This window comes from Janthinobacterium sp. SUN026, assembly GCF_030397625.1.
Lineage (GTDB): Bacteria > Pseudomonadota > Gammaproteobacteria > Burkholderiales > Burkholderiaceae_D > Janthinobacterium > Janthinobacterium kumbetense.
Genome location: NZ_JAPQNU010000006.1, coordinates 185,806 through 210,404 on the forward strand (window position 1 = coordinate 185,806; position 24,599 = coordinate 210,404).

Here is a 24,599-nt window from a genome sequence, read left to right on the forward strand (position 1 = left end):
TAGCCTAATTTAGCCGCGCTCGCCGCCCGTGCGGGCGGGCGGGCGCGGCAGGTTTTTCACGCTTGTTCAGCCTTTGGCCGCCGTTTGCGGCCCGCCGCGCATGGCAAACACCATGACGGCCGAGACCACCGCCGGGATGGCGACGACGAGGAAAATCGTGCTGTTGGGCCAGTTCAGGCGGATCAGCTCGCCACCGAGCACGGGGCCGATGATGGAGCCGATGCGGCCCACGCCCAGGCTCCAGCCGATGCCCGTCGAGCGCAGGGTGGTCGGATAGTAGCTGGCCGCCAGGGCGTTGACGGCAGGTTGGCCGCCCACCACGCAAAAGCCGGCGATGAAAATCGTGATGAACAGGAAGGCCAGCGACACGTCCGGGCGGCCGATCAGGGCAATGGCGACTGCGGCGACGAGGAAACAGGGCAGCAGGATGCGGCGGAAGCTGGAGCGGTCGATCAGCTGGCCCATGACGAGGGTGCCGATGGTGCCGCCCACTTGCAGGGCCGTGCCGGCCAGCACGGCGTTGGCCGTCGACAGGCCCGCTTCCTTGGCAATCGTCGGCAGCCAGTTCGACAGGAAATACAAGTTCAGCAAGTTCATGAAGTTGATGACCCACAACAAAATCGTCATCTTCGCGCGGCCGCCCGTAAACAATTGCAGCACGGGCGCGCCCTTGTGTTCCTTTTCATGCACGACATACTGGGTTTCGGCCGTGATGGTCACCGTCGGATCGATGCGCTTGAGCCACTTGGCGACTTGATCCAGCTTGCGTTTCTTCAATACCAGGAATTGCATCGATTCCGGCAGCAGGAAGAACATCAGCACGCCGATCACCAGCGGCACCACGCCACCCACGTAAAACACGGATTGCCAGCCGAACGCAGGAATCAGCGCGGCGGACAATAAACCGCCCAGCACGGCGCCCAGGGTAAAGCCGCACGAGACGAGCATCATCAGGGTGACTTTCTTGCGCAGGGGGCTGTATTCGCCGGCCAGCGCCATGGCGTTCGGCATCACGGCGCCCAGGCCCAGGCCCGTGATAAAACGGATCAGCTGCAATTGCTCGATGGTGGTGGCCAGCGGCGTGACGAGCATGCACAGCGAAAAGAAGATGGTCGAGCCGATCAGCACGGGACGGCGGCCGAACTTGTCGGCCGTGATGCTGAAGACGAGCGAGCCGACCAGCATGCCCAGCAAGCCCGCGCCGAACACGGGGCCCAGGTTGGCTTTGCTCACGTGCCAGTCGGCAATGATGGCGGGCGCCACATAGCCCATCGCCTGCACGTCGAAGCCATCCATGATGACGCACAGCCCGCACAGGATCAGCATGCCGATCTGGAAGGAACCGATCTTGTTGTTATTGATGAGATCGGGAATATCGATCGTCTTGCCTGCCGTGGACATGGTGCCGCTCCTGTTTTTTATGGTGGTCGCGCCTTTCCGGCGGGGGAGGGGCGCGTGTTTGTCTCAGGCTTCATTACAATCGCTTTTGATTAATTATTCAAACGTTATTTTCGAATGGATTTATCAGGTTTCCTTGTGAATCTTCGGGTGCCCCTGGATGGCCGCCAGGATGACGTCGAGGGCAGGATGCATGATCTTGCGCTCGTTGGAAATGACGTAAAACTGCTCTCGCAGGGACGAGGCGTCGCCGACCAGCACGGCGCCGAATTGTTCCTCGATATCGGCCGCCAGGCTGGCGGAGGCGAAGAACAGGCCCAGGCCCTTGCGGCCGAATGCGTTGAGCATGGCGTTGTCCTCGAATTCGCCCACCACGTCGGGGCGCACGCCTTGCTGCACCATCCATTCGTCGATGCGCCCGCGCAAGGCGTTGTTGCGCGCGGGCAGTAAAAAGGGGGCGCCGTGCAGGCTGTGCGGGAAATTGTCGCGGTACTGGGCGGCCAGCGCGGGGATGCCGAACAGCTTCATGGCGCTCTCGCCCCACAGGTGGCTGGACACGCGCAGGCTGGCGCCGGCCGGCACGGCGCGGTCCGTCAACACCAGGTCCAGCTTGTGCAAGGCCAGGTCGGCCAGCAAGGACTCGAATTCATCTTCCAGGCACACCAGCTTGACGGGCTTGTCTAGGCTGCGCGTGGCGTCGAGCATGCGGTACGCCATCAGTTTCGGCAAGGAATCGGAAATGCCCACCGTCAGGCGCATCTTTTCCGCGTCGGTGTCGGCCAGCGCTTCCTGCATCTGCTCGCCCAGCAGGAAAATCTGGTCCGCGTAGCCGAGCGCCAGCCGGCCCGCTTCCGTCGGCACCAGGCGCCGCCCCTGCGGCTGCAGCAGCGACTTGCCCAGCTCCTTTTCCAGCAGGGCCAGCTGGGTGCTGATGGTTTGCACGGCCAGTCCCAGCCGTTCAGCCGCGCGCGTCACGCCGCCTTCCTTGGCGACCACCCAAAAGAAGTACAAATGGCGGTAATTGAAACCGGTGGTTTTCATCGCTGCATCCTCTATCTTCTGTTTTTACGAAGTAATACTTCCATTATCTTCTATTTTTAAATGTGTCACACGTCCCTATACTACGTTCCATTGAATTTGGATAAAGGGGAACTATCGATGAAACATTTCAGAGTGTCATTTCTAGTGACATTTATCTGCCTGGGCATTTCCGCCTGGTGGGGTTACACGCACGGCGGCGTGCAGACGATGCTGGCGGCGCTCGGTATCGCGGTGATCCTGGGCGTGATGGAAGTCTCGCTGTCGTTCGACAACGCGGTGGTCAACGCCTCGGTGCTGAAGAACTGGGACAAGTTCTGGCAGGGCTTGTTCCTGGGCGTCGGCATCATCATCGCCGTCTTTGGCATGCGTCTGGTGTTCCCGCTGGTCATCGTGGCGCAAGCGGCCGACCTGGGCTTGATGGAAGTATGGAATCTGGCACTGAGCAATCCTGAACAGTACTCGATGCACCTGACGAATCACCATGCGGAAGTGGCGGCCTTCGGCGGCATCTTCCTGCTGCTGGTGTTCCTGAACTTCCTGCTGGACTCGGAGAAGGAAACGCACTGGCTGGGCCGTATTGAAGAAAAACTGGGCGCGCTGGGCAAGATTTCGTCGATTTCCGTGATGATCGCGCTGGGCACCCTGATGGCCAGCCTGTCGATGATCGAAGAAGGCCAGAAACTGGTAGTGCTGACGGCCGGTCTGTGGGGTATTTTGACCTACGTGGGCGTCGATGTGGTCAGCGGCTTGCTGGAAGGCGATAACGGCGACGGCAACGTGGGCGACATCGTCAAGCGCGGCGGCATTGGCGGCTTCCTGTACCTGGAAGTGCTCGACGCCTCGTTCAGCTTTGACGGCGTGATCGGCGCGTTTGCCATCACCAAGGATGTCGTGATCATCATGCTGGGCCTGGCCATTGGCGCGATGTTCGTGCGTTCGATGACGGTGTTCCTGGTGCGCAAGGGCACGCTCGACGAGTTCGTTTATCTGGAGCACGGCGCGCACTATGCGATCGGTATCCTGGCCGTGATCATGTTGGTCAGCATGAAGTTCCACATTCCCGAGATCTTCACGGGTCTGATCGGCGTGGCCTTCATCCTCGCCTCGCTGTGGTCGTCGATCCGCTACAAGCGCAGGATGGCCCTCGAAGAAGGCCGGACGGAAGCGCTGGAAGCGGTCAAGGCAGTGTAAAGAATGCGCGACAAACGACTACACCCGTTTGTCGGCAAGTTGTAGCAAGCGTCGCCGCCGGCCTGGGGAGTCAGGCCGGTGGAGGACGCCAGGTGTTTGGTCTTACACAACCCACATAGGAGTAATACATCATGGCAATCAGTCTGCAAAAAGGCGGCAACGTCAACCTGAGCAAGGAAGCCCCTGGCATTTCGAAGATGATCATCGGCCTGGGCTGGGATGCCCGCGCCACCGACGGCGCCGCGTTCGACATCGACGGCTCCGTGTTCCTGCTGAAGGCCGACGGCAAGGTTCGCGCCGACGTCGACATGATTTTCTACAACAACCTGAAATCGAGCGACGGCTCCGTCACCCATTCGGGCGACAACACCACGGGCGCCGGCGATGGCGATGATGAAACCGTCGTCGTCGACCTGGCCACGGTGCCGGCCGAGATCGACAAGATCGCCGTCTGCGTCACGATTCACGATGCCGAAGCGCGCAAGCAAAACTTTGGTATGGTATCGAAGGCGTACGTGCGTTGCGTGAATGCCAACGGCAACACGGAAATCGCCCGCTTCGACCTGTCGGAAGACGGTTCGGCGGAAACGGCCATGGTCTTCGGCGAAATTTACCGCAATGGCGGCGATTGGAAATTCAAGGCCATCGGCCAGGGATATAAAGGCGGCCTGGGTCCCCTGGCAGCGTCGTTCGGCGTCGGCGTCTAAGTCGTCAATAGCAAAGGCGGTCCGCGCTGCGGGCCGCCCCCATCATTACCTAGTTGAGGAAGGAACAGTCAGATGCCAGTTTTTACTATTACCGGGGACGTCGACCCGTTCCTGCATGTGTCGCTTGCCAAGGGCGAGAAGATTTATTGCGAGTCCAATGCGATGGTGATGATGGAAACCAATCTTGAGCTGAAAGGCAAGATGACGGGCGGCATAGGCGCCGCGCTGATGCGCACCTTTGCCAACGGGGAATCGTTCTTTCAGCAGCATATCGAGGCCATGCGGGGCGACGGCGATTGTCTGCTGTCGCCCACCTTGCCCGGCGCGATGCGGGTGCTCGAGGTTGGCGCCCAGCAATACATGATCAGCGACGGCGCCTTCGTGGCGGCCACGTCTGGCGTGGAATTGAAGGTGCGCACGCAAAGCCTTGGCAATGCGCTGTTTGCCCAGAGCGGTGGTTTTTTCATCACCGAGACGGCAGGCAGCGGCCAGTTGGCGGTATCTGGTTTTGGCGCGATGTCGATACTCGAAGTGACGCCTGGCAAGGACGTGGTGATCGATAACTCGCACGTCGTGTGCTGGGACAACCGCCTGCAATACGAAATTTCCATGACGACCGGCAGCAGCGGCGGCTTTCTGGGTAACCTGATCAATAGCCAGACCAGCGGCGAGGGCATGGTGCTGAAGTTTTCAGGCACGGGAAAAATCCTCGTGTGCTCGCGCAACCGCGCAGCCTTCCTCGCCTGGACCCAAAGCAAGCCGGCGTAATCAAGCAGTAACCAACCAAACAGGAGCTATGCGTATGTCTGTCAATTTGAGCAAGGGCCAGAAGATTTCTCTGGACAAAGAAGCTGGTACCACCCTGACTCGTATCACCATGGGCCTGGGCTGGGATGCGGCCAAGACCAAGGGTTTCCTCGGTTTCGGTTCGAAGACGGAAGCCGTCGACCTGGACGCCTCGTGCGTCATGTTCGACGACAACAAGAGCACGTCCGACATCGTCTGGTTCCGCCAGCTGAAAAGCAAGGACGGCAGCATCGTCCACACGGGCGACAACCGCACGGGCGCGGGCGATGGCGACGACGAACAGATCAATGTCGATCTGTCGAAAGTGCCGGCGCACGTGAAGAGCCTCGTCTTCACCGTCAACAGCTTTACTGGCCAGAACTTCTCGCAGGTGGAAAACGCCTATTGCCGCATCTTGAATGCCAGCAATAACCAGGAAGTCGCGCGTTTCAACCTGTCTGTGCAAGGTTCCCACACGGCACAGATCATGGCCAAGCTGTACCGCCATAACGGCGAATGGAAGATGCACGCCATCGGAGAAAACGGCAACGGTCGCACCTTTGACGACTTGATGCCCCAAATTTCCGTGCATCTATAAGGAGCAGTACGCAGCGGGCGGGGGACGGACCGGATACCGGCCCTCGTCCGCTGCTCTATATTTAGGAGAGTATGTCGTGATGCGATTGCTGATAGCCTTGCTACTTCCGTGTCTCACGTTTTTCATGCTGGGGCGCCCGCTGGCCGGTGTCGCCGCCTTGATCTTGCAGTGCACTGTGATCGGCTGGGCGCCGGCGGCCCTGTGGGCCCTGTACACGGTGAACCAGCATAAGACGGAGCAGGAACTGGAAGGTGCGTTAAGCCGCAGCTACATGCGCAGGCGTAGTCGGTTGATCTAAATCAACCGGGCGCCAGGTATCCTTGCGCTAAGGCCCGCACGAGCGATCGTGCGGGCTTTTTTGTGCGCGCTCACTTCTTGCAGCGGATCGGCACGTTCACGGAATTGCCGTCCGAACTCAGGTTGCGGTACTGCAAATCTTCGCTTTCGATGGCGAAGCGGGGCACGGCGTGGACATAGCGCTGCTTGCAGACGGTGTCGTCATTGATCAGCTGGCCCGCCAGCATGTAGTCGCACAGGGCGAAGCGCGATTCCTCGTCGTCGAGGATCAGCACGCGCGCGGCGCTGTACAGGGCCGATTGCAACACTTCCGGACTGCAATTTTCCGGGCCCGTCAGCTTCAGATGGGTTTTCGTCTGCGTGGCCAGCCGTTGCAGCTTGACGAGGGCGGCGCGCTCTTCCTTGCGGGCACTGTCGACGTGCACGTCTTCGCTGGCCAGGCGCAGCGCCAGCGAGGCAATTTGATCGATGGAAATATGCCAGGCAAAGCCTTCCAGCCGCGTGCGGATCTGGCCCGGCAAGGGATCGGCCGCATCGACTTCGCAGCGGTACTGGCCCAGGTGGGGGCGGCACAGCACGGGGATGGCAAAGGCCGAGGTGCGCTTGCTTTTGACGAATTTCTGGCTCAGGTCGCCAAAGTTTTCATGCGTGATGGTATCGAAGCGGGCTTGGCCAAAGCCCATCTTGACGAGGTTTTCCTTGCGCTGGCGCGAAAACAGGGCGTCGACGGCGTCGTAGATATTCTTGTTGAAAATGCGGTCCAGCGGCTGGCGCTCGTCCGACATCTTTTCAAACACGGCGCTGGAATTGGGCGCGTTGGCATCGATGGAAATGAGGATGAAGGGCTTGCTGTTCAGGCGCGGCGGCACGACGGCCATGTCGTTGCCGTACAGCTGAGTCAGGGCCACGTCCCACAGGGTTTCCACGCCCAGGTTGTCGGCCGCGCCGCCGTCGAACAGGTGCACGTAGGACGGCGATTCGCGCGACTCGGAACCGAGTTCCGGCACGAAACTGTTTTTCGGACGGAAACGCTCGAAGGTGACGGAATCGAACACGCCGGGAAAGGCGGCCGAGGTGGCCACGGCCGTGGCCAGGCGGATATCCTGGATCGGCGAATGCAGGGTGCTGTAGAAATACTCGTAGGAAAACACCACGCGCTTGCCGCCATCCGTGGCGTCCGTCGCGTTGGCCAGGAAGATGGGGCCGCCGTGCGGCAAGTCCTGGTAGGTTTTCTTGTCGTACAGCACATCATCCAGCACGTCGGACAGGAACGAGGTGCGCGTCTTGTTCGTCAACAACATCGTCGTCAGGTTGGCGGGTTTCAAGATGGTCTGGCCAAAGAAATCCGTTTTCAGCTTGCTGCGCAGCAAGGGCCAGTCCGTCTGCTTGCCATGCAGCGCATAGTAGCCGCCCGCGATGGCGCCGCCCGAGACGCCGGAAATGGCCGAGGCACCGCTGACGAGGCCGAACTGTTCCAGCTGTTCCAGCGAGGCGGCCGAGAAATTGGCTGCGCGGCTGCCTCCGCCGGAGAGGGCGATGCCGATGAAGTGGTCGTTGGGCATGGGATTCTGGATGCGCGCCTTGGGCGCGTCGATGCGCAGGCGCGGGGTTTCCTGCACGGTAAACGTGCGGTTTTCGACGCCGCTGTTGGGGCGCAGGGCGAGTACCGTGCAGCCGCTCAGCAGCGCAACGAGGATAAATGGGGCGAACAAACGTGGATGCATGCGTGATCTGTGCGTAGTCAGGGGTTGGGATACGGACGGAAACGTGTGCGATTCTAGCAAACCCGGCAACAATCACCTATTCAGCTGATAAGCGGACAGGGCAGCGCCGCTACGCGCGCAGGCATGGCCCGTGCGCCAGCACGCCCAGTGCCAGCGGCCACAAGCCATCGTCATTGATCTGCATCAATGGTGGAGCGTCCGCTGGCAGCAGGACCGCCAGAGCGCTTCTTGGTGGAGTAACTTAATGCCGCAGCATCACGCCGATGGCGATGCAGGCCACGATCGCCAGGCTCATGGCGAGGCTGTAGGCGACCATCAGCAGCAGCCAGCGGCAGACGGTGGCGAGTTTGCCGCTTGGATACACGCGCCACATGGCCCAGGGCAGGTAGGCCAGCAGCCAGACGCCGAGCACGAGGCGGACCAGGTCGACGGGGATGAGGAGCATCAGCGCCATCGTGATGAAGGCGAAGGCATTCGTATGCAGGGCGAACAGGAAGTGCTCGCCATAGCGCCGTCCGCTGCCCAGGTAGAGGATTTTCAGGAACAGGGCGAACAGCGGCATCAGGCAAAACATGGCGTACGGCGCGTAATGGAAAAAGCTTTCCACCACGAGTTTCTGTTTCTCGGCCGTGGGCAGTTGCTCAAAGTCTTGCCATTGGTGCGGCAGGGTGGGTGTCTGGCCCAAAATGCTGACCTGCATGGTCGACGTCTGGTTTTCCGGAGTTTGGCGGGGGCCATGGGCGCCCACCTGGGCTTGCTGGTCGTGGACGGTGAGGAACACGTCGGGACTGCTGAACTTGAGGATGGCAAAGAACAGGATGCTGAAGGTCAGGTAGACGCGCAGCGGCTCGACGTAGCGCACGCGGCGTCCCGCGAGGTATTCATTGCTGAGTGCGCCAGGGCGGAACAGCAGCAGGGCCAGGGTACGCCAGAGCTTGCCTTCGAGCGCCACATAATGGGCGACAAATTCATGCAGGAATTCGCGCGCGCTGGGCATGTGCACGGCCGTTGTCTGGCCACAGGCGCTGCAGAAGTTGCCTGGCGCATCGGTATGGCAGTTATGGCAGGTGCTGGCGGGATGCGTGCTGGATGACACTGTTTTCAAGATGGACTCTTTCCATGGCCGAAAGGTAAAGATGATCGCTCAAGGGCGCAGCATATGATGAATGAAAACAATGATAAAAGCGCATTTTTTTCGCGTTCTAGTTGCTTCCGAGATACAAAATCCTGCGCCGGTCAGGCGCCACGGAAGGCGGCCAGCAGGCGTTGTTCACCGGCCGGCGTGAGGCGCAGGGCGCGGCTGTCGAGTTCGCGCTCGGCCCAGCGCTGGCGCAGGGCTAGCTGCAGCAGGGCCGCCCCCAGCGCGCCGCCCAGGTGGGCGCGCCGTTCGCTCCAGTCCAGGCAGGCACAGGCGAAGCGGCGGCGCTGGCGCTGCAATTGCGGCACGTCGATGCCCAGGGCCGCCATGCCAGCCGCGCCCGCTTCCGACAAACGATATTCTCCGCCATCGTCCAGCAGCCAGCCTTGCGTGTGCAGCTGGTCATGCAGGGCGACGGCCACCGTGCCGGCCATGTGGTCGTAGCAGGTGCGCGCATGGCGCAGGCGGTCCGGCGTGGTGGGCGTAAACGGCGTTGCCGCCACGCCGGCCACCACCAGCAGCGCTTCGAGGGCCTGGCCCACCTCCATGCTGGCCAGGCGGTAGTAGCGGTGCTTGCCCTGCGCCAGCATCGACAGCAAGCCATCGTCGCGCAGCCGGCTCAGATGCGCGCTGGCTGTCGAAGCGCCCACCTCGGCCAGCGCCGCCAATTCCGTGGCCGTGCGCGCATGGCCGTCGAGCAGGCTGCACAGCATGCGTGCGCGGGCCGGTTCGGCGATGGCGCCGGCCAGTTGCGCCAGTCCCATGTCGGCCGTGCGGGCTTGATGCTTGTCATCCATGATTCGTCCGTTAGCGAAGTGTTGTGGTGGAAGGGCCAGCATACTCTGCTCCCTACCTCACTGCAATGGAAGCCGCATGCCGCCCACCGATTCTGTTACCGACCCCGTCGACCCTTTCTCTGCCGTCACCCACGCTGCGCCGCACGATTACTATCGCCGCCTGGCGGAGGGGCCGCCGCTGCGATTCGATGCGCAGCTCGACTGCTGGCTGGCGACGGGCGCAGCCGGCGTGCGCGCCGTGCTGGCGCATCCCGCCTGCCGCGTGCGGCCAGCGGACCTGGGCGTGCCGCACAACCTGGCGGGCACGCCGTGCGGCGCGATCTTTGCCGAACTGGTGCGTATGAACGATGGCGAACGGCATGCCTTGCCAAAACAGGTGCTGGCGCGCGCGCTGGGCCAGGTGGATATGGCGCGCTTGCAGGGGCGGGCGCTGCACCTTGCCGGTGACCGGGTGCCCGGCAGCGCCGCCCAGCTGAACGATGCGATTTTTGAGCTGCCCCTGTTCGCCATGGCGGACTTGCTGGGCTTTGCGCCAGCGCAATGGCCGGCGCTGGCCGCCTGGACGCGCGCTTTTGTCGCCTGCCTGTCGCCGCTGAGCAATGCCGAGCAACTGGCCGGTGCGCAAGTGGCGGCCGAGGCCTTGCTGCAAAGTTTTGGCCGTCTGCTGCGCGAGGGCGACGTGAGGCCCGGCAGCATGCTGGCCGCCATCGTGGCCGAGGCGGATGCCTTGGGTTGGCAAGCGTCGGGCGGCGTGCTGGCCAACCTCGTCGGCTTGCTGTCGCAGACGTGCGACGCCACGGCCGGCTTGCTGGGCAATGCCATCGTGGCCTTGCGCGCGCAGCCGGATTTGCTGCCGCAACTGCGCGCCGCGCCCGAGCTGTGGCCGGCCATGCTGCGCGAAGTCAGCCTGCGCGATCCCGCCATCCACAACACGCGCCGCTACACGGCGGAAGACGCGGAGTGCAATGGCGTGCGCGTGCCGGCCGGGCAGATGATCATCGTCGTGCTGGCCAGCGCCGGCCAGGCGGAGTCGGGTTTTGGTCATGGCCGCCACGCCTGTCCGGGCCAGGCCATCGCGCTCGCTATCGCCACGGCCTGTCTGCAGGCGTGGGCGGGGGCATGGGAAAGCTTGCCGCTGGCGTGGCGTTATCTGCCGTCGCTGAACGCCCGCATCCCCGTTTTTGTGCAAGGAGCAAACGCATGATTGCCGTGATTTTCGAGGTCTGGCCCAGCGCCGCAGGACGCCAGCAGTACCTGGACCTGGCAGCGTCCCTGCGGCCCCTGCTCGATGGAGTGGACGGTTTCATTTCCATCGAGCGCTTCAGCAGCCTGAGCGAGCCTGGCAAACTGCTGTCGCTGTCGTTCTTTCGCGACGAGGCGGCGCTGGCGCAGTGGCGGCAGCTGGAAGCGCACCGCGCGGCGCAATCGGCCGGCCGGCACGGCGTGTTCGACGATTACCGGCTGCGCATCGCCGCCGTCGTGCGCGATTACGGCATGCTGGAGCGGCAGCAGGCGCCCGAAGACAGCCAGTGGCGCCACGATGCCTAGCCATTAGCGGGGCAGCGCGCCCTGCGTGATTTTCACCTTGACCCGGTAGGTGGGTTCGGCCGCATTCAGGGCGGGCGGCGTGGCCGGGTCGACGTCGAGCAGGGTGAACGTCAGGTGGTTGACGGTGACGGAACTGGCGGCGCCGGGCATGGACTCGGACAGGACGATGTCGGTCGTGCCCGCGCTGTTGAGCAAACTGAAACTGTAGCTGACGTAGCCTTTCCACACGCACACGGCGCCCTTGCGGCAGCGGCTGTCGTTGACGCGTTCGAGTTTCAGGGTATCGGTGGCCGTGATGGCCACCTGTTCGCCCGGCGAAAGCACGTGGGTGACGCTGCGCGGCGTGTTTTCCGCGTCGCCGGCGCTGCCGGCCGCGCCGCAGCCGGCCAGCATGGCCAGGCAGGCGAAGAACAGGGGAAGCAGTACGGTGCGGTAAGAGCGGTTCAGAGTAGACATGTTTTTCCTTTCAGGTGGTGCGTCCCCGGCGTGCTTGTTCACGCGTGGGATAAAATGATAGTAACAAAATGATATTTTTCCGGCGCACTATTGGCGTGCTGCCGATGAATTGAGGCGCGAGCCACGCGGCGCGCCGATTACTGCGTAGAATGGCTGTTTTGAAAATCAGGAAACAACCATGAAAAAAACCGACCTGGCCAAAAGCGATGCCAAGAAACTGATGGGAAAGATGAATGTTCCCGGCGCCGGTGCATTCGGTAAGGAAGCGGTGGTCGTCGACCGCCGCGAACAGCGCAAGCGCGACCAGGCCCTGGGCCTGGTGCCATTCGCCGTCAAGCTGAACAGCGATCTGGTCTTGCAATTGCAGACCCTGGCCAAGGAGCGCGGCGCGGATCTGAATGAAGTCGTTGCTGAATTGATCAGCAAGGGCCTGGCTGCAGCTTAACTGGCTGCCATGTTTATCTGTTGATAAACATCAAGTAGTAAAACTAAAAGGCGCCTTGCGGCGCCTTTTACATTGCGGCATTGCTGGGAATTACACGTAGGCCGCCAGCGCGCCCTTCATTTTTTTCAGTGCCGCCACTTCGATCTGGCGGATGCGCTCGGCCGATACGCCGAACTCTTCCGCCAGCGCGTGCAGGGTGGCGCCGGAACCGTCGTCGTTGGCCAGCCAGCGCGCTTCGATGATGCGGCGCGAACGGGCGTCCAGCTTGGACAGGGCCGTTTCCAGGCCTTCCGATTGCAGGCGCGTCACTTGTTCCGCTTCCAGCACCTTGGTCGGCTCGCTTTGCTCCGACGACAGGTAGGCGATCGGCGAAAACTTGTCGTCTTCATCGTCGGTCGGCGATTCCAGCGCAATGTCGCGGCCGCTCAAACGCGTTTCCATCTCGATCACTTCTTCGCGTTTCACGTCGAGCAGCTTGGCCAGCGCATCGATCTGCTTCGGCGTCATCGCATCCAGGCCCGTCTTGTGGCTGCGCAGGTTGAAGAACAGCTTGCGCTGCGCCTTCGTCGTCGCGACCTTGACCAGGCGCCAGTTTTTCAGGATGTACTCATGCATCTCGGCTTTCACCCAGTGCATGGCGTACGAGACCAGGCGCACGCCCTGGTCCGGATCGAAACGTTTCACGGCTTTCATCAAGCCGATATTGCCTTCCTGAATCAGGTCGGCGTGCGGCAAGCCATAGCCCAGATAGCCGCGGGCAATCGAGACCACCAGGCGCAGGTGCGACAGCACCAGTTCTTGCGCGGCGGCCAGGTCATTTTTTTCGCGCAGGCGTGTCGCCAGCGAAATTTCTTCGTCGTGGGTCAACATGGGCAGGCGGTTCACGGCCGAAATATAGGCGTCGATATTGCCCAGATTGCCAGTGAACCCGAGGCCCAGCGCATTACTTTTGGTCGGAACCAATGCGGACGTTGCGGACATCATAGTCATGTTTTCTCCCTCGTAGTCTTGCTTTGTTCCAGTTGGCCACGTCACGCGACGTGGCAGCTTGTATCGTCGTTTTTGCGTATTCGGTCTTGCACTTTGCAGATCGCGGCACCATCTTGATCTGGCGTCCATGGCGGTTCTGCTGTTGGTATGTCCCTATATTAGCACTCTCTGCTTGAGAGTGCCAATCAGCACATTTAATCGATCTGATAGCCTAAATACTATGGCGAATGAATGCCTGATAAATATGTCTGAATAGCGATCTGAACAGTGCTGCAGGCCGCTTCACGACAACGTAGCCAGTCTACGGCCTCTGGCTGAAGCGAACCTTAAGAATACTTGCTTAATATCAAGATAACAGCAGTATGGGGAGGGCGCATGGCGGCACCGGAGGCGCCGCCATGGGAAAGAAGATCAGTTCAGGCGCGCCAGGTGGCGCTGCACGCACAGGAAGGCGCCGATCAGGCCCAGGCCGGCGCTGACGGCCAGCAAGCCGGCCATCGGCAGCGGCGCCAGCGGCACCAGCTGGAATTCGGACGCATACAGGCGGGCAAACTCGGCAATCGCCGTGTTCAGCGGCTGCAAGGCCAGCGCCACGGCGCCCAGCGCCAGCGCGCCGGCGCACAAGCCCAGCAGGGCGCCCGTGTAATAGAAGGGACGGTGGATGAAGGTGTCCGTCGCGCCGATTAATTTCGAGATGCTGATTTCATCGCGCTGCTGCATCACTTGCAGGCGGATGGTATTGAAGACGACGGCGATCACGGCCACGCCCAGGGTAATGGCCAGCAGCAACAGCACCAGGCGCAGCACGCCCAGCAGGGCCGCCAGGCGCTTGACCCAGGCCGAATCGACTTGCGCCGATTCTACGCCGGGCAAGTGGCGCAGCTGTTCCGCCACGGCATCGACATCCTGCGCTTCGCTGGCGCTGCTGAAGGCGTCGAGTTTCAGCACATAGCTGTCGGGCAGGGGATTGTCGCCCAGGGTACTCAGCACGTCGGCCAGGCCATTCTTGTTTTTCAGCGAATCCAGCGCCTGTTCGCGCGGGATGAAGACGATCTTCGCCTTTTGCTCGCCGACAATCTTGCGCATGGCGCCCGCCAGGCCCACGGCTTGCTCGCGCGGCGTGTCGATCTTCAGGAAGACGCTGATTTCCGGGTCGACCGACATTTGTTCCGACATGGGGCGGACATTGTCGAGCATGGTCAAGCCGGCGAACGGCAGCGACAGGGCGATGGCGACGACGAGCACGTTCAATAGGAAGCCGCCCGGCGACTTGCGCAAGTGGATCAGCGCCGAACCGAGGGCGAAGCGATGTTGACGGAACCAGCCTCTCATGCCTGTTCTCCCGCGTCATCTCCGGCGCCGGGGGCGAAATCGGGATCGGGCGGCGCGAACACGGGCGCCTGCGTGGCCTTGTCGATGGCCACCAGTTGGCCGTTTTTCAGGTGGATCACGCGGGCGGCGGCGTCGAGCATCTGTTCGTCATGGCTGGAAATAAGGCAAGTCACGCCCACGGAGTGGAATGCTTTCAGGGCGTCGAGCACCTTGTTGGCGCTGGCGCGGTCCAGGTTGGCCGTCGGTTCGTCGGCCAGGATGATCTGCGGCCGGTTGACGATGGCGCGCGCGATCGACACGCGCTGCTGCTCGCCGCCCGACAGCGACAGGGGACGCGCCATGGCGCGGTCCAGCAAGCCGACTTTATCGAGCGCGGCGCGCGCGCGCTGTTCGGCGGCCGTCTTGTGGGCGCCGACGACGAGCAGCGGCAGCATGACGTTGGCCAGGATGGAGCGGTCGTTGAGCAATTTTTGCTGCTGGAAGATCAGGCCCATGTTGCGGCGCAGGAAGGGCACGCCGGCCGGCTTGATCTTCGCCATGTCCTGGCCATTGACGATCAGCTTGCCCGACGTGGGGCGTTCCATGGCGGCGATCATTTTCAGCAAGGTGGATTTGCCGGCGCCGGACGGGCCCGCTAAAAACACCAGCTCGCCTTTGGCAATATTGAGGGAAATGTCGCTGAGCGCCACGGCGTCGGCGGAGTATTGCTTGGAGACGTGCTGAAATTCAATCATGTATAGGCTTATCCTAGCAGCGCTTCGACAAATTCGGCAGCCACGAAAGGCTGCAAGTCTTCAATTTTCTCACCGATGCCGATGAAATACACGGGCACGGGACGCACGCGGGCAATCGCCGCCAGCACGCCGCCCTTGGCGGTACCGTCCAGCTTGGTGATCACCAGGCCGCTCAGCTGCAGGGCATCGTCGAAGGCCTTCACTTGCGTGAGGGCATTCTGGCCCGTGTTGCCGTCGATCACAAGCAGGGTTTCATGCGGCGCGCCATCCATGCCCTTGCCGATCACGCGCTTGATTTTCTTCAATTCTTCCATCAGGTGCAACTGTGTCGGCAAGCGTCCCGCCGTGTCGACCATCACCACGTCGATGCCGCGCGCCTTCGCCGATTGCACGGAGTCGTAGGCCACGGCGGCCGGATCGCCCGATTCCTGCGAAATCACGGTGACGTTGTTGCGTTCGCCCCAGACCATCAACTGTTCGCGCGCGGCGGCGCGGAAGGTGTCGCCCGCGGCCAGCAGCACGGACTGGTTATTCGACTGCATGTGCTTGGCCAGCTTGCCGATGGTGGTTGTCTTGCCTGCGCCATTCACGCCGGAAATCATCATCACCAGCGGCTTGTGGCGGCCCAGCTCGAAGCGCTTTTCCAGCGGCGAGAGCAGGTCGATCAGCAGCACTTTCAGGGCGGCCTTGACGGCGGCCGCGTCGAGCAGCTTGTCTTCCTTGACCTTTTTCTTCAATTCCGTCAGCAGGAATTCCGTGGCGTCGATGCCGGCGTCCGACATCAGCAGCGCCGCTTCCAGCTCTTCGTACAGGGCGTCGTCGATCTTCGCGCCGACGAACAGCACGGACAGGGTGTTCGAGGTTTTCGACAGGCCGGCCTTCAGGCGCGTCATCCACGATTTTTTCTCGGGTTCGGCTGCGACGATCACGGGCACGAGCTCGGCCGGCGCGCCGCTCAGGGGCGTGGCGGCAGGCTGCGGTGCAGGCGGCGTGGCGGCGGGAAGGACGAGGGGCTCGGCTGGTGCAGCCTCGGGAGCGATGGGTTTTTTCTTGAAGAAACTAAACATGGATGTGTGGTGGCGGGTGCTGACCTAAGGCCCGGCGGCGCCGGACACTGTGTTACGGGCTATTCTACCAGAGCGCGCCCGGCCCTTCATGCTTTACTGTTCGATTGGCAACATTGCGCCGCTATCCACGGAGATCGCCGCAGTTGCTGCGCTTTTCCGCCGGTTCAGTGGGTTTGCAGGGCGAGCGCCTGGTGGCGGCGGTGCCAGTCGGCGATGCTTTCGTCGACTTGCCGCAAGTCCAGCACATGCAAGAAGGGTGGCGGCTGCTTGGTCAGCACGGGACTGCGTCCCCCTGCCCACAATTCCATGCTTGGCGGCAAGCTTGCATGCAGCTGCTGCAGGCTGTCGCGCGTCTGCCGTTGCTTGCTGGCGCTGGAAAACGATAGCGCGACGATGTCGGCCCGCTGCGCGCGGGCGGCCGCGACGATGTCCGTCAGCGGCGTTTCCACGCCCAGCGACATGCAATGGGCGCCGGCCGCCGCGCACAGCGCTTCAGCCATCAGCAGCCCCAGGCCGTGACGCTCCTGCGGCAAGGTGCTGAGGACGATGCGCGGCGAGCGCATGGATGGGCTGCTTGCTTGCGGAAGGGAAAAGATGGCGTGCCGCATCACCGTTTGCAAGGTTTCGCTATACAGATGCTCTTCGTAAACCGCCAGTTCGCCGCAAGCCCACGCTTCGCCCACCATGCCGGTGAGGGGGGCGATGACGTCGATGGTGAACGCTTTCAAGCCCAGCACGGCCAGCGCCTGGCGCAGGGCGTCGCCCAGTTCCGCCATCTGGTGGCTGCGGCACAGGGCCAGGTAGTGTTCAAGCTGGGGCGCCGGCGCGGGCGGCGGCGTGCTGCCGGCGCTGGCCAGCTGCTGCAGTTGCGCGGTGCTGTGCTGCATGATTTTTCCCGGACGAAATCCGAGGTCCAGCAGGCGTTTGACCATGCGCAACTTTTGCACTTGCTCGGCCGGGTAGCTGCGCTCGCCAAAGGCGTCGCGCCGCGGCTGGGGAAAGTCGTAGCGGCGCTCCCACACGCGCAAGGTTTCCTTGGCCAGCCCGGTGTCGCGTTCGACATCGCCGATGCTGAAGGCAGGAGATAGTTGCAGGTCAGTATCCATACCAGTGGGGTTGCTCGCATGCCGAAAAGAACGTTACTGGCATTCTACGCCTTCCGCCGCCCCGTACCAAATAGCTGAATCCGATTGGATATTGCTCGCGTATAAGTTTGTGAACGACAACAGGTGCTCATTGACATAGATCAATATTTGACTGACTATCGATGCAGCTTGTTTTGTCCAGGACAAACATAACACGGGTGCACTCATGAAAATTGCCGTCGTCGGAGCAGGAATCGCAGGATTGTCGTGTGCCTATCGCCTGGCGCAATCGGGCCAGGACGTCACCTTGTACGAGGCGGGCGATTACTTTGGCGGCCACAGCCATACGGTGGATGTCACGCTCGATGGCGTCACGCATGGCGTCGACACGGGTTTTCTTGTGTTTAACCACGCCACCTACCCGCATCTGGTGCAACTGTTTGACGAACTGGGCGTCGAGGCGGCCGACAGCGACATGTCGTTTTCCGTGAAGATGCCGCTGGGCGCTGCGCCCGATGCCCGCGTGCTGGAATGGGCGGGCGCCAATCTGGACACCGTGTTTGCCCAGCGCAGCAATCTGCTGCGCCCCGCCTTCCTGCGCATGTTGCGCGACATTCTGCGCTTCAACCGCCAGGCCAGCGCCCTGGCCACGGCTGCCTTGCCGGCGCCGGCCCTGTCGCTGGGAGAATTCCTCGACCTGCACGGCTACGGCGACGAATTCCGTCACTGGTATCTGTTGCCGATGGCCGCCTGCATCTGGTCGTGTCCGGCGCGCCAGATGCTGGCCTTTCCCTTGGCCACGTTCATCCGTTTCTGCCACAACCATGGCTTGCTGCAAGTGAGCGACCGGCCGCAATGGCGCACGGTGCGGGGCGGCTCGCGCGTGTACGTGGAAAAATTGCTGGCGGGCATACCGCAGCAGCGCCTGGCGCGCCCCGTGCTGGCCGTGCGCCGCCAGGGGCACGGCGGCGCGCGCATGGTCGAGCTGCATACGGCCGCCGGCGTCGAGCATGTCGATCACGTCGTGCTCGCTTGCCACAGCGACCAGTCGCTGGCCCTGCTGGGAGATATCCGCGACGACGAGCGCTCCGTGCTCGAAGCCGTGCGCTACCAGCCGAACCGGGCTGTGCTGCATACGGATGCCTCCTGCCTGCCGCAACGCCGCCGTGCCTGGTCCGCCTGGAATTACCAGGGACGGCCGGCAGCGGGGGAGGGCGAAGCGCCGCAAGTGTGCGTGCACTATTTGCTGAACCAGTTGCAGCCGCTGCCGTTTACCACGCCCGTCATCGTCTCGCTCAATCCGCTCGACGAGCCCGATCCGGCAAGCATCATCGACGAGTTTTCGTATGCCCACCCCGTGTTCGATGGCGCGGCCATTGCCGCCCAGACGCGCCTGGCCGGCTTCCAGGGCGCGCAGCACACGTGGTTCGCGGGCGCCTGGACGGGCTATGGCTTCCACGAAGACGGCTTGAAGTCGGGCCTGGGCGTGGCGCAAGCCCTGAATGGCATGGCGTCGGCGGAGCTCGGCCATGCCGCGTGATCCCACGCAACCGCTCCGGCCGCAGCCCCAGCTGTGCCTGGGACGGGTGCGCCATGCGCGGCTGCGCCCGCGCGCGCATGCTTTTGCTTACGGCATGTTTTACCTGCGCCTGCCCCTGCGCAGCCTGGGCGCGCAGGATTTTTCTGCCCGTTTGATTTCGCGCAACGGCGCCAATGTGCTGTCCTTCCGCGACAGCGACCATGGCGATGGCACGACACCGCTGCTGGATTGGATCGACGGCTTGCTGCGCCAGCATGGCGTGGTCGACGCGGGCGGCGAAATCTGGCTGCAAACCATGCCGCGCATGTTCGGCTATGTCTTCAATCCCGTCAGTTTCTGGTTTTGTCACGGGCTTGACGGCGCGCTGCGGGCCGTGCTCTGCGACGTGCGCAATACCTTTGGCGAGCGCCATCTGTACTTGCTCGAGCAGGGCGGCGCCATCGCGTATGGCAGCGAACTGGTCGCCAAGAAAATCTTTCACGTGTCGCCGTTTTGCAAGGTGGAAGGCCAGTACCGCTTCCGTTTCCTGCGCAACAACGACCAGGATGGCGAGCGCCATCTGGCCCGGGTCGATTACGACGACCTCGACGGCCCGTTGCTGCAGACGAGCTTGTCCGGCACGGCGCAGCCGTTGCGCGATGGCGCCATCGCCTGGGCCTTGCTGCGCTATCCCCTGATGACGTTCGGCGTGATGGCGCGCATCCATTGGCAAGCCTTGCGCCTGTGGCTGCGCCGCGTGCCGTTTTTCAGCAAACCCCACCCTCCACAAGAAAAGGTGTCCCGATGAGCTCCGACTCCCTGCCGACCGGCCTGCATGCGCGCAGCAGTTCCACTCCCTTGCATGGGCATGCGCACGTGGACATGCCCGCTGCCGGGCGCATGATCGTGCGCCTATTGGAAAAATTGCAATACGGCGCGCTGCGCCTGCGCACGCCGGACGGCAGCATCTTGCTGTACGGCGATGGCAGCCATCCCGTCACCCTGGACTTGCACAACTGGCGCCTGTGTGCGGCCGTCCTGCGCTCGGGCGACATCGGCTTTGCCGAAACGTTTATCGCCGGCGACTGGCGCACGGACAATTTGCCGGGTTTGATCGAGTTGATGATACGCAACCGCGCGCACATCGAGTCATTGATTTATGGCAACTGGTGGGGCAACCTGGTGTACAAGGTCCGGCATTTTCTCAATCGCAATTCGCGTGCGGGCAGCAAGAAGAATATCCATGCCCATTACGACATCGGCAACGCCTTCTATCAGCTGTGGCTGGACCCGTCAATGACGTATTCGAGCGCCCTGTTCACCGAAGGCGCCAGCCTGGAGCAGGCGCAAGGGGCGAAATACGCGCGCATCGCGGACCAGTTGCAACTGCAGCCGGGCGCACGCGTGCTGGAAATCGGTTGCGGCTGGGGCGGCTTTGCGGAAACGGCGGCGCGCGACTGCGGCGCGCACGTGACGGGCCTGACCTTGTCGACCGAACAGCTCGCCTATGCGCGCCAGCGCCTGCAGGACGCGGGTCTGGCGGGGCAGGCCGACTTGCAGCTGTGCGATTACCGCGACAGCGCAGGCCAGTACGACGCCATCGCCTCGATCGAGATGTTCGAAGCCGTGGGACAAAGCTACTGGCCCGGCTATTTCGCATGCGTGGCGCGCAACCTGAAGCCGGGCGGACGCGCCTGCATCCAGACCATCGTCATTGCCGACGACTTGTTCGAGCGCTACAGCAAGAGCACGGATTTTATTCAACAGTACATTTTCCCGGGCGGCATGCTGCCCTCGCCGGCCGAATTCCGCCGCGCCGCCGAGGCGCAGGGCTTGCGCGTGGAAGACGCCTTCAGCTTTGGCCTCGATTACGCGGAAACCTTGCGCCAGTGGCGCGCCAGCTTCCTGGCCCAGCGCACGGTGCTGGAAAAGCAGGGTTTCGACGGCCGTTTCCTGCTCACCTGGGAGTTTTACCTTGCGTATTGCGAGGCCGCCTTCCAGGCGCACAACACGGATGTGATGCAATTTACCCTGATCAAGGAGTGATGATGCGCCAGCTGCTTGTCGCCGCTTTGCTGTCGTTGACCATGTTGGGCGCCGCGGCCGCGCCGCCGGACTTTATCGCGGCCGACGTACCCGAAGCCCGCCTGGCGGGCGAGGGGGAATACACGTGGTTCGGCATGCGTATTTATCGGGCGCAACTTTGGGTGGGCGCGAACGGTTACCAGGGCGCGGCGTCGGCAACGGCGCCCTTCGTGCTGGAATTGCGTTACGCGCGTTCGCTCGACGGCAAGAAGATCGCCGAAGCCAGTTATGAACAGATGCAGAAAATCGGCGCCGGCACGCCGGAGCAGCGCCTGGCGTGGCTGGCCACCATGCAGCGCATCTTTCCTGACGTCAAGGAAGACCAGCGCATCGCGGGCGCCTACCGGGCCGGCATCGCGCCCGGCGTGCGCTTTTATCTCGATGGCAAGGTGCTGGCCGACGTGAACGATGGCGACTTCGCGCGCGCCTTCTTCGCCATCTGGCTGTCGCCGTCGAGCACGGCGCCGAAGCTGCGCGCCGCCTTGCTGCAGAGTGCGGCGCCGCTGCCATGAATGCCGGGGCCAGCGCCTTGAGCTTGCCAGCCTTGTTCAGTTATGGCCTGTTCGGCTTGCCGCTGGCCATGCTGGCGCTGCCCATCTATATATATGTGGCGCCATTTTATGCGCAGCGCAGCAGCCTTGATCTGGCGCAAATCGGCGCAGTGCTGCTGGCGGCGCGCATTGCCGCCGCTTTCATCGACCCGGCCCTCGGCGCCTGGATGGCGCGCGGCGGGCGCAGCTATGCCGTGCTGGTCGGTGCATCTCTGCCGCTGCTGTTGCTGGGCTTTGGCGCCCTGTTCCATCCGCCGGCCATGCCGCAAGCGGCCACCCTGGCCTGGTTCCTGGCTTCCTTGCTGCTCGTGTACGCCGCCTATGGCCTGGCCGGCATCGCGCACCAGAGCTGGGGCGCGGCCTTGAGCCAGGCGCGCGCGCAGCGGGCGCGGGTGACGGCCGTGCGCGAAGGTTGCGGCTTGCTCGGCGTGATCCTGGCGGCGGGGCTGACGTCCGTGCTCGGCTATGACGGCCTGTCGCTGGCCTTTGCCGGCTGCCTGCTGGCGGCAGGTGCGCTGCTGCTGGCGCGCGCGCCGCGTCCGGTCTTGCGCCAAGGCACGGCGGCGCTGCCCGCTGGCACCTGGCGCCTGCCATTTCGCCAGCGCGCGTTTCGCTGGCTGTTTGCCATCCTGCTCGTCAATGGCGTGGCTGCCGCCATTCCCGCCACCCTGTTCCTGTTCTTTGCCAGCGACTACTTGCGCCTGGGCCAATACGCGGGACCGTTCCTGATCGTCTACTTTTGCGCGGCGGCCGCTTCCATGCCCGTGTGGGTGGCCCTGGCGCGCCGCTTTGGCGAGGCGCGCGCCTGGGGCGGCGCCATGCTGCTGGCCGCCGGCGTGTTTGTCTGGGCGTATGGCCTGGGCGAGGGCGCCGCCTGGGGTTTTGCCGCCATCTGCCTGCTGTCGGGCCTGGCGCTGGGCGCCGACCTGGCCTTGCCGCCGGCCCTGCTGGCAGGGTTGATCGGCGCGGCCGGCCATGCCGGGCGGCACGAAGCGGCGTATTTCGGCTGGTGGAACTGGGGCGTGCAGATGAGCCTGGCGCTGGCGGCCGGCATTGCCTTGCCCCTGCTGGCCTGGCTCGGCTATGTGCCGGGCAGCGGCAGCGGCGGCTTGCCGGCCCTGTCTGCCGCCTACGCCGTGCTGCCCTGTGTTTTGAAACTGCTGGCGGCGCTATTGCTGTGGCGCGCGCCGCTACAACATATATATAGTGACTATCGGGAGAATCGCGCATGCGCTTCATGACTTATTGCAAACGTTGCCTGCCGCTGGCCGCCTTGCTGCTGGCGCTGGCCGCCTGTTCCACGCCGCCCACACCGGCCACGTACGCGCAGGAATTGCCCATACTGGATCTGCAACAGTATTTCAACGGCACGCTCGATGCCCACGGCATCTTCCAGGACCGTTCCGGCAAGGTGGTGAAACGTTTCACCGTGGTGATGCGGGCCAGTTGGGTGGGCGAGACGGGGACCCTGGACGAGGATTTCACGTACGCGGACGGCAGCCGGCAACGGCGCGTGTGGACCTTGCGCAAGACGGCGCCCGGGCGCTTCATCGGCACGGCGCCCGACGTGATCGGGGAAGCCATCGGCGAAGTGGCGGGCAATGCGCTGCGCTGGCAATACGTGCTGGCGCTGCCCGTCGATGGCACGGTCTACCACGTCGACTTCGAGGACTGGATGTTCTTGATGGATGACAAGGTCATGCTCAACCGTGCCGCCATGAGCAAGTTCGGCTTCAGCCTGGGCGCCGTCACCTTATCGTTCAGCAAGCGTCCAGAGGCGGCCCCATGAATCGCAAGATCAGCAATTGGGCTGGCAAGCGCGTGTGGATCATCGGCGCGTCCAGCGGCATCGGCGCCGCGTGCGCCACCTTGCTGCTGGAGCAGGGCGCGTGCGTGGCCTTGTCGGCCCGCCATCGCGCCAGCCTGGAACAGCTGTGCGAGGGACAGCCGCTGGCCCAGGCCTTGCCGCTCGATATCACGCAGCATGCGCAAGTGCGGGCCGTCTGCATGCAATTGCAGCAGCAGTGGACGCATATCGACCTGATACTGGTGGTCGCTGGCGGCTATCAGGCCATGCGCGCCGATAGCTTCGACCTTGAGGCGGCCCAGGGCTTGCTGGCCCTGAACGTGGGCGGCGTCTTCAATTGCCTGGAGCCAGCCTTGCCGTGGCTGTTGCGCCAGGGCAGCGGCGGCATCGGCATCGTCGGCTCGGTGGCCGGCTATGGCGGCTTGCCCAAGGCGCTCGCGTATGGCGCCAGCAAGGCGGCGCTGATCAACCTGACGGAGTCGCTGTACCTGGACTTGCATCCGCGTGGGATTGATGTGTATCAAATCAACCCTGGTTTTGTCGCCACGCCTTTGACGGCGAACAATGATTTCACCATGCCGGCCCTGATGACGGCGCAGGACGCGGCCGCCGCCATGCTCGACGGCATCGAGCGGGGGCAATTCCACATCCACTTTCCGAAACGCTTTACCAATGCCATGCGCCTGGCGCGGCTGTTGCCGTACCGCGCCTATTTTTGGCTGATCCGCAAGGTGACGGGCTTATGAGCGCAACCATGGAAGGCGCGCTGGCGCGCCTGGTGGCGTTTTACGAGCACCTGAGCCTGGAGGGCCTGGCCCAGCTGGGTGCCGTGTACGCGCCAGACGCCCGTTTCAAGGACCCGTTCAACGAGGTGGAGGGGCATGCCGCCATCCTGGCCATCTTCGAGCACATGTTCGTGCAAGTCGATGCGCCCCGGTTTGTCGTGCTGGAAAGCCTGGGGCAGGGGGAACAGGCGTTCCTGACGTGGGAGTTTCGTTTTCGCATGAAACGCCTGGTATCTGGCGAACAATGTATCCGTGGAGCAACACATGTGCGTTTCGACGGGCTGGGACGGGTGGTATTGCACCGCGATTATTGGGATGCGGCGGAAGAATTGTATGAAAAGCTGCCTGTGCTGGGCCCTTTCATGCGCATGCTCCGGCGCGCAAGCCGGCGCTGAGCGTATTTTCTGATGCTTTTAAGCAAAAAATGCGAAAAAGAAAAAGTAAATTGTGTGGAATTGGGCTGGTAAAAACTTGATTTCGGTCAATGTGTCGTTTTTTGGACACAAATATGTCAAAAT

27 protein-coding genes are annotated in these 24,599 nt (G+C 62.9%); 16 read left to right on the forward strand and 11 right to left on the reverse strand.

What is annotated here, in order from left to right:
• Window positions 1-66: 66 nt before the first annotated feature.
• Both OX459_RS24220 and nhaR read right to left on the reverse strand, forming a co-directional pair.
• Window positions 67-1,401 carry an MFS transporter gene (locus tag OX459_RS24220; protein WP_289906856.1) on the reverse strand — a complete coding sequence of 445 codons (1,335 nt, stop codon included), beginning with the start codon at window positions 1,399-1,401 and terminating at the stop codon, window positions 67-69.
• 123 nt (window positions 1,402-1,524) lie between these two features.
• Window positions 1,525-2,439, reverse strand: a complete 915-nt coding sequence (gene nhaR, locus OX459_RS24225; RefSeq protein WP_289906857.1) for a transcriptional activator NhaR — start codon at window positions 2,437-2,439, stop codon at window positions 1,525-1,527.
• 117 nt (window positions 2,440-2,556) lie between these two features.
• Here nhaR and OX459_RS24230 point away from each other — a divergent pair, with 117 nt between their 5' ends.
• The 5 genes from OX459_RS24230 to OX459_RS24250 all read left to right on the forward strand — a co-directional run bounded on the left by OX459_RS24230 (window position 2,557) and on the right by OX459_RS24250 (window position 6,019).
• Window positions 2,557-3,630, forward strand: a complete 1,074-nt coding sequence (locus OX459_RS24230) for a DUF475 domain-containing protein (RefSeq protein ID WP_076568380.1) — start codon at window positions 2,557-2,559, stop codon at window positions 3,628-3,630.
• Window positions 3,631-3,761: 131 nt separating this feature from the next.
• The gene (locus tag OX459_RS24235; protein WP_070222543.1) at window positions 3,762-4,337 is read left to right on the forward strand and encodes a TerD family protein; all 576 of its coding nucleotides are present in this window, start codon (window positions 3,762-3,764) and stop codon (window positions 4,335-4,337) included.
• Window positions 4,338-4,409: 72 nt separating this feature from the next.
• Window positions 4,410-5,105: a TIGR00266 family protein gene (locus OX459_RS24240; protein WP_099665452.1), complete on the forward strand. Its 696-nt coding sequence runs from the start codon at window positions 4,410-4,412 to the stop codon at window positions 5,103-5,105.
• Window positions 5,106-5,139: 34 nt separating this feature from the next.
• The gene (locus tag OX459_RS24245) at window positions 5,140-5,721 is read left to right on the forward strand and encodes a TerD family protein (RefSeq protein WP_099665451.1); all 582 of its coding nucleotides are present in this window, start codon (window positions 5,140-5,142) and stop codon (window positions 5,719-5,721) included.
• Window positions 5,722-5,800: 79 nt separating this feature from the next.
• Window positions 5,801-6,019: a YqaE/Pmp3 family membrane protein gene (locus OX459_RS24250; RefSeq protein WP_289906915.1), complete on the forward strand. Its 219-nt coding sequence runs from the start codon at window positions 5,801-5,803 to the stop codon at window positions 6,017-6,019.
• A gap of 70 nt (window positions 6,020-6,089) precedes the next feature.
• Here the strand turns inward: OX459_RS24250 and OX459_RS24255 are convergent, their stop codons facing one another.
• The 3 genes from OX459_RS24255 to OX459_RS24265 form a co-directional block, all read right to left on the reverse strand.
• On the reverse strand, window positions 6,090-7,742 hold the full coding sequence (locus tag OX459_RS24255) for a patatin-like phospholipase family protein (protein ID WP_099665450.1): 1,653 nt from the start codon (window positions 7,740-7,742) through the stop codon (window positions 6,090-6,092).
• Between the two features lie 241 nt (window positions 7,743-7,983).
• Window positions 7,984-8,838 carry a DUF3667 domain-containing protein gene (locus OX459_RS24260; protein ID WP_289906916.1) on the reverse strand — a complete coding sequence of 285 codons (855 nt, stop codon included), beginning with the start codon at window positions 8,836-8,838 and terminating at the stop codon, window positions 7,984-7,986.
• 140 nt (window positions 8,839-8,978) lie between these two features.
• Complete coding sequence (locus OX459_RS24265) at window positions 8,979-9,677, reverse strand: helix-turn-helix transcriptional regulator (RefSeq protein WP_251351060.1); 699 nt, start codon at window positions 9,675-9,677, stop codon at window positions 8,979-8,981.
• Window positions 9,678-9,753: 76 nt separating this feature from the next.
• Here OX459_RS24265 and OX459_RS24270 point away from each other — a divergent pair, with 76 nt between their 5' ends.
• Together OX459_RS24270 and OX459_RS24275 are read left to right on the forward strand one after the other, a co-directional pair.
• Window positions 9,754-10,881: a cytochrome P450 gene (locus OX459_RS24270; RefSeq protein WP_289906859.1), complete on the forward strand. Its 1,128-nt coding sequence runs from the start codon at window positions 9,754-9,756 to the stop codon at window positions 10,879-10,881.
• Window positions 10,878-11,225 carry an antibiotic biosynthesis monooxygenase gene (locus OX459_RS24275; RefSeq protein WP_289906861.1) on the forward strand — a complete coding sequence of 116 codons (348 nt, stop codon included), beginning with the start codon at window positions 10,878-10,880 and terminating at the stop codon, window positions 11,223-11,225. The genes OX459_RS24270 and OX459_RS24275 overlap by 4 nt, the downstream gene beginning before the upstream one ends.
• Window positions 11,226-11,228: 3 nt before the next feature.
• Here OX459_RS24275 and OX459_RS24280 read toward each other — a convergent pair whose 3' ends face one another.
• Window positions 11,229-11,681: a hypothetical protein gene (locus OX459_RS24280; protein ID WP_251351062.1), complete on the reverse strand. Its 453-nt coding sequence runs from the start codon at window positions 11,679-11,681 to the stop codon at window positions 11,229-11,231.
• A gap of 178 nt (window positions 11,682-11,859) precedes the next feature.
• Here OX459_RS24280 and OX459_RS24285 point away from each other — a divergent pair, with 178 nt between their 5' ends.
• The gene (locus tag OX459_RS24285) at window positions 11,860-12,126 is read left to right on the forward strand and encodes a hypothetical protein (protein ID WP_077399791.1); all 267 of its coding nucleotides are present in this window, start codon (window positions 11,860-11,862) and stop codon (window positions 12,124-12,126) included.
• 90 nt (window positions 12,127-12,216) lie between these two features.
• On the opposite strand, the gene rpoH is transcribed toward OX459_RS24285, so the two are convergent.
• From rpoH to OX459_RS24310, 5 genes are all read right to left on the reverse strand, one after another.
• Window positions 12,217-13,116, reverse strand: coding sequence for an RNA polymerase sigma factor RpoH (rpoH, locus tag OX459_RS24290; RefSeq protein WP_170846504.1), 900 nt, complete (start codon window positions 13,114-13,116; stop codon window positions 12,217-12,219).
• Between the two features lie 411 nt (window positions 13,117-13,527).
• Window positions 13,528-14,448 (reverse strand): permease-like cell division protein FtsX, encoded by a 921-nt coding sequence (gene ftsX, locus OX459_RS24295; protein WP_099665445.1) that lies wholly within the window; start codon window positions 14,446-14,448, stop codon window positions 13,528-13,530.
• A complete protein-coding gene (locus OX459_RS24300; protein ID WP_077399798.1) occupies window positions 14,445-15,182 on the reverse strand; it encodes an ATP-binding cassette domain-containing protein in 738 nt (245 codons plus the stop codon). The genes ftsX and OX459_RS24300 overlap by 4 nt, the downstream gene beginning before the upstream one ends.
• Before the next feature lie 8 nt (window positions 15,183-15,190).
• Complete coding sequence (gene ftsY / locus OX459_RS24305; RefSeq protein WP_251351064.1) at window positions 15,191-16,249, reverse strand: signal recognition particle-docking protein FtsY; 1,059 nt, start codon at window positions 16,247-16,249, stop codon at window positions 15,191-15,193.
• 164 nt (window positions 16,250-16,413) lie between these two features.
• Window positions 16,414-17,355, reverse strand: a complete 942-nt coding sequence (locus OX459_RS24310) for a MerR family transcriptional regulator (protein WP_289906863.1) — start codon at window positions 17,353-17,355, stop codon at window positions 16,414-16,416.
• Between the two features lie 205 nt (window positions 17,356-17,560).
• Here OX459_RS24310 and OX459_RS24315 point away from each other — a divergent pair, with 205 nt between their 5' ends.
• The 8 genes from OX459_RS24315 (at window position 17,561) to OX459_RS24350 (ending at window position 24,476) form a co-directional block, all read left to right on the forward strand.
• The gene (locus OX459_RS24315; RefSeq protein ID WP_289906864.1) at window positions 17,561-18,874 is read left to right on the forward strand and encodes an FAD-dependent oxidoreductase; all 1,314 of its coding nucleotides are present in this window, start codon (window positions 17,561-17,563) and stop codon (window positions 18,872-18,874) included.
• The gene (locus tag OX459_RS24320) at window positions 18,864-19,661 is read left to right on the forward strand and encodes a DUF1365 domain-containing protein (RefSeq protein ID WP_289906866.1); all 798 of its coding nucleotides are present in this window, start codon (window positions 18,864-18,866) and stop codon (window positions 19,659-19,661) included. Before OX459_RS24315 ends, OX459_RS24320 begins: the two co-directional genes overlap by 11 nt.
• 74 nt (window positions 19,662-19,735) lie before the next feature.
• Window positions 19,736-20,899: a cyclopropane-fatty-acyl-phospholipid synthase family protein gene (locus OX459_RS24325; protein WP_289906917.1), complete on the forward strand. Its 1,164-nt coding sequence runs from the start codon at window positions 19,736-19,738 to the stop codon at window positions 20,897-20,899.
• Between the two features lie 2 nt (window positions 20,900-20,901).
• The gene (locus tag OX459_RS24330) at window positions 20,902-21,450 is read left to right on the forward strand and encodes a chalcone isomerase family protein (RefSeq protein WP_289906867.1); all 549 of its coding nucleotides are present in this window, start codon (window positions 20,902-20,904) and stop codon (window positions 21,448-21,450) included.
• On the forward strand, window positions 21,447-22,730 hold the full coding sequence (locus OX459_RS24335) for an MFS transporter (RefSeq protein WP_289906870.1): 1,284 nt from the start codon (window positions 21,447-21,449) through the stop codon (window positions 22,728-22,730). The genes OX459_RS24330 and OX459_RS24335 overlap by 4 nt, the downstream gene beginning before the upstream one ends.
• Window positions 22,727-23,278: a DUF3833 domain-containing protein gene (locus OX459_RS24340; RefSeq protein ID WP_289906918.1), complete on the forward strand. Its 552-nt coding sequence runs from the start codon at window positions 22,727-22,729 to the stop codon at window positions 23,276-23,278. The genes OX459_RS24335 and OX459_RS24340 overlap by 4 nt, the downstream gene beginning before the upstream one ends.
• Window positions 23,275-24,042: an SDR family NAD(P)-dependent oxidoreductase gene (locus OX459_RS24345; protein ID WP_289906872.1), complete on the forward strand. Its 768-nt coding sequence runs from the start codon at window positions 23,275-23,277 to the stop codon at window positions 24,040-24,042. The genes OX459_RS24340 and OX459_RS24345 overlap by 4 nt, the downstream gene beginning before the upstream one ends.
• On the forward strand, window positions 24,039-24,476 hold the full coding sequence (locus tag OX459_RS24350) for a nuclear transport factor 2 family protein (RefSeq protein ID WP_289906874.1): 438 nt from the start codon (window positions 24,039-24,041) through the stop codon (window positions 24,474-24,476). Before OX459_RS24345 ends, OX459_RS24350 begins: the two co-directional genes overlap by 4 nt.
• The last annotated feature ends 123 nt before the right edge of the window (window positions 24,477-24,599 follow it).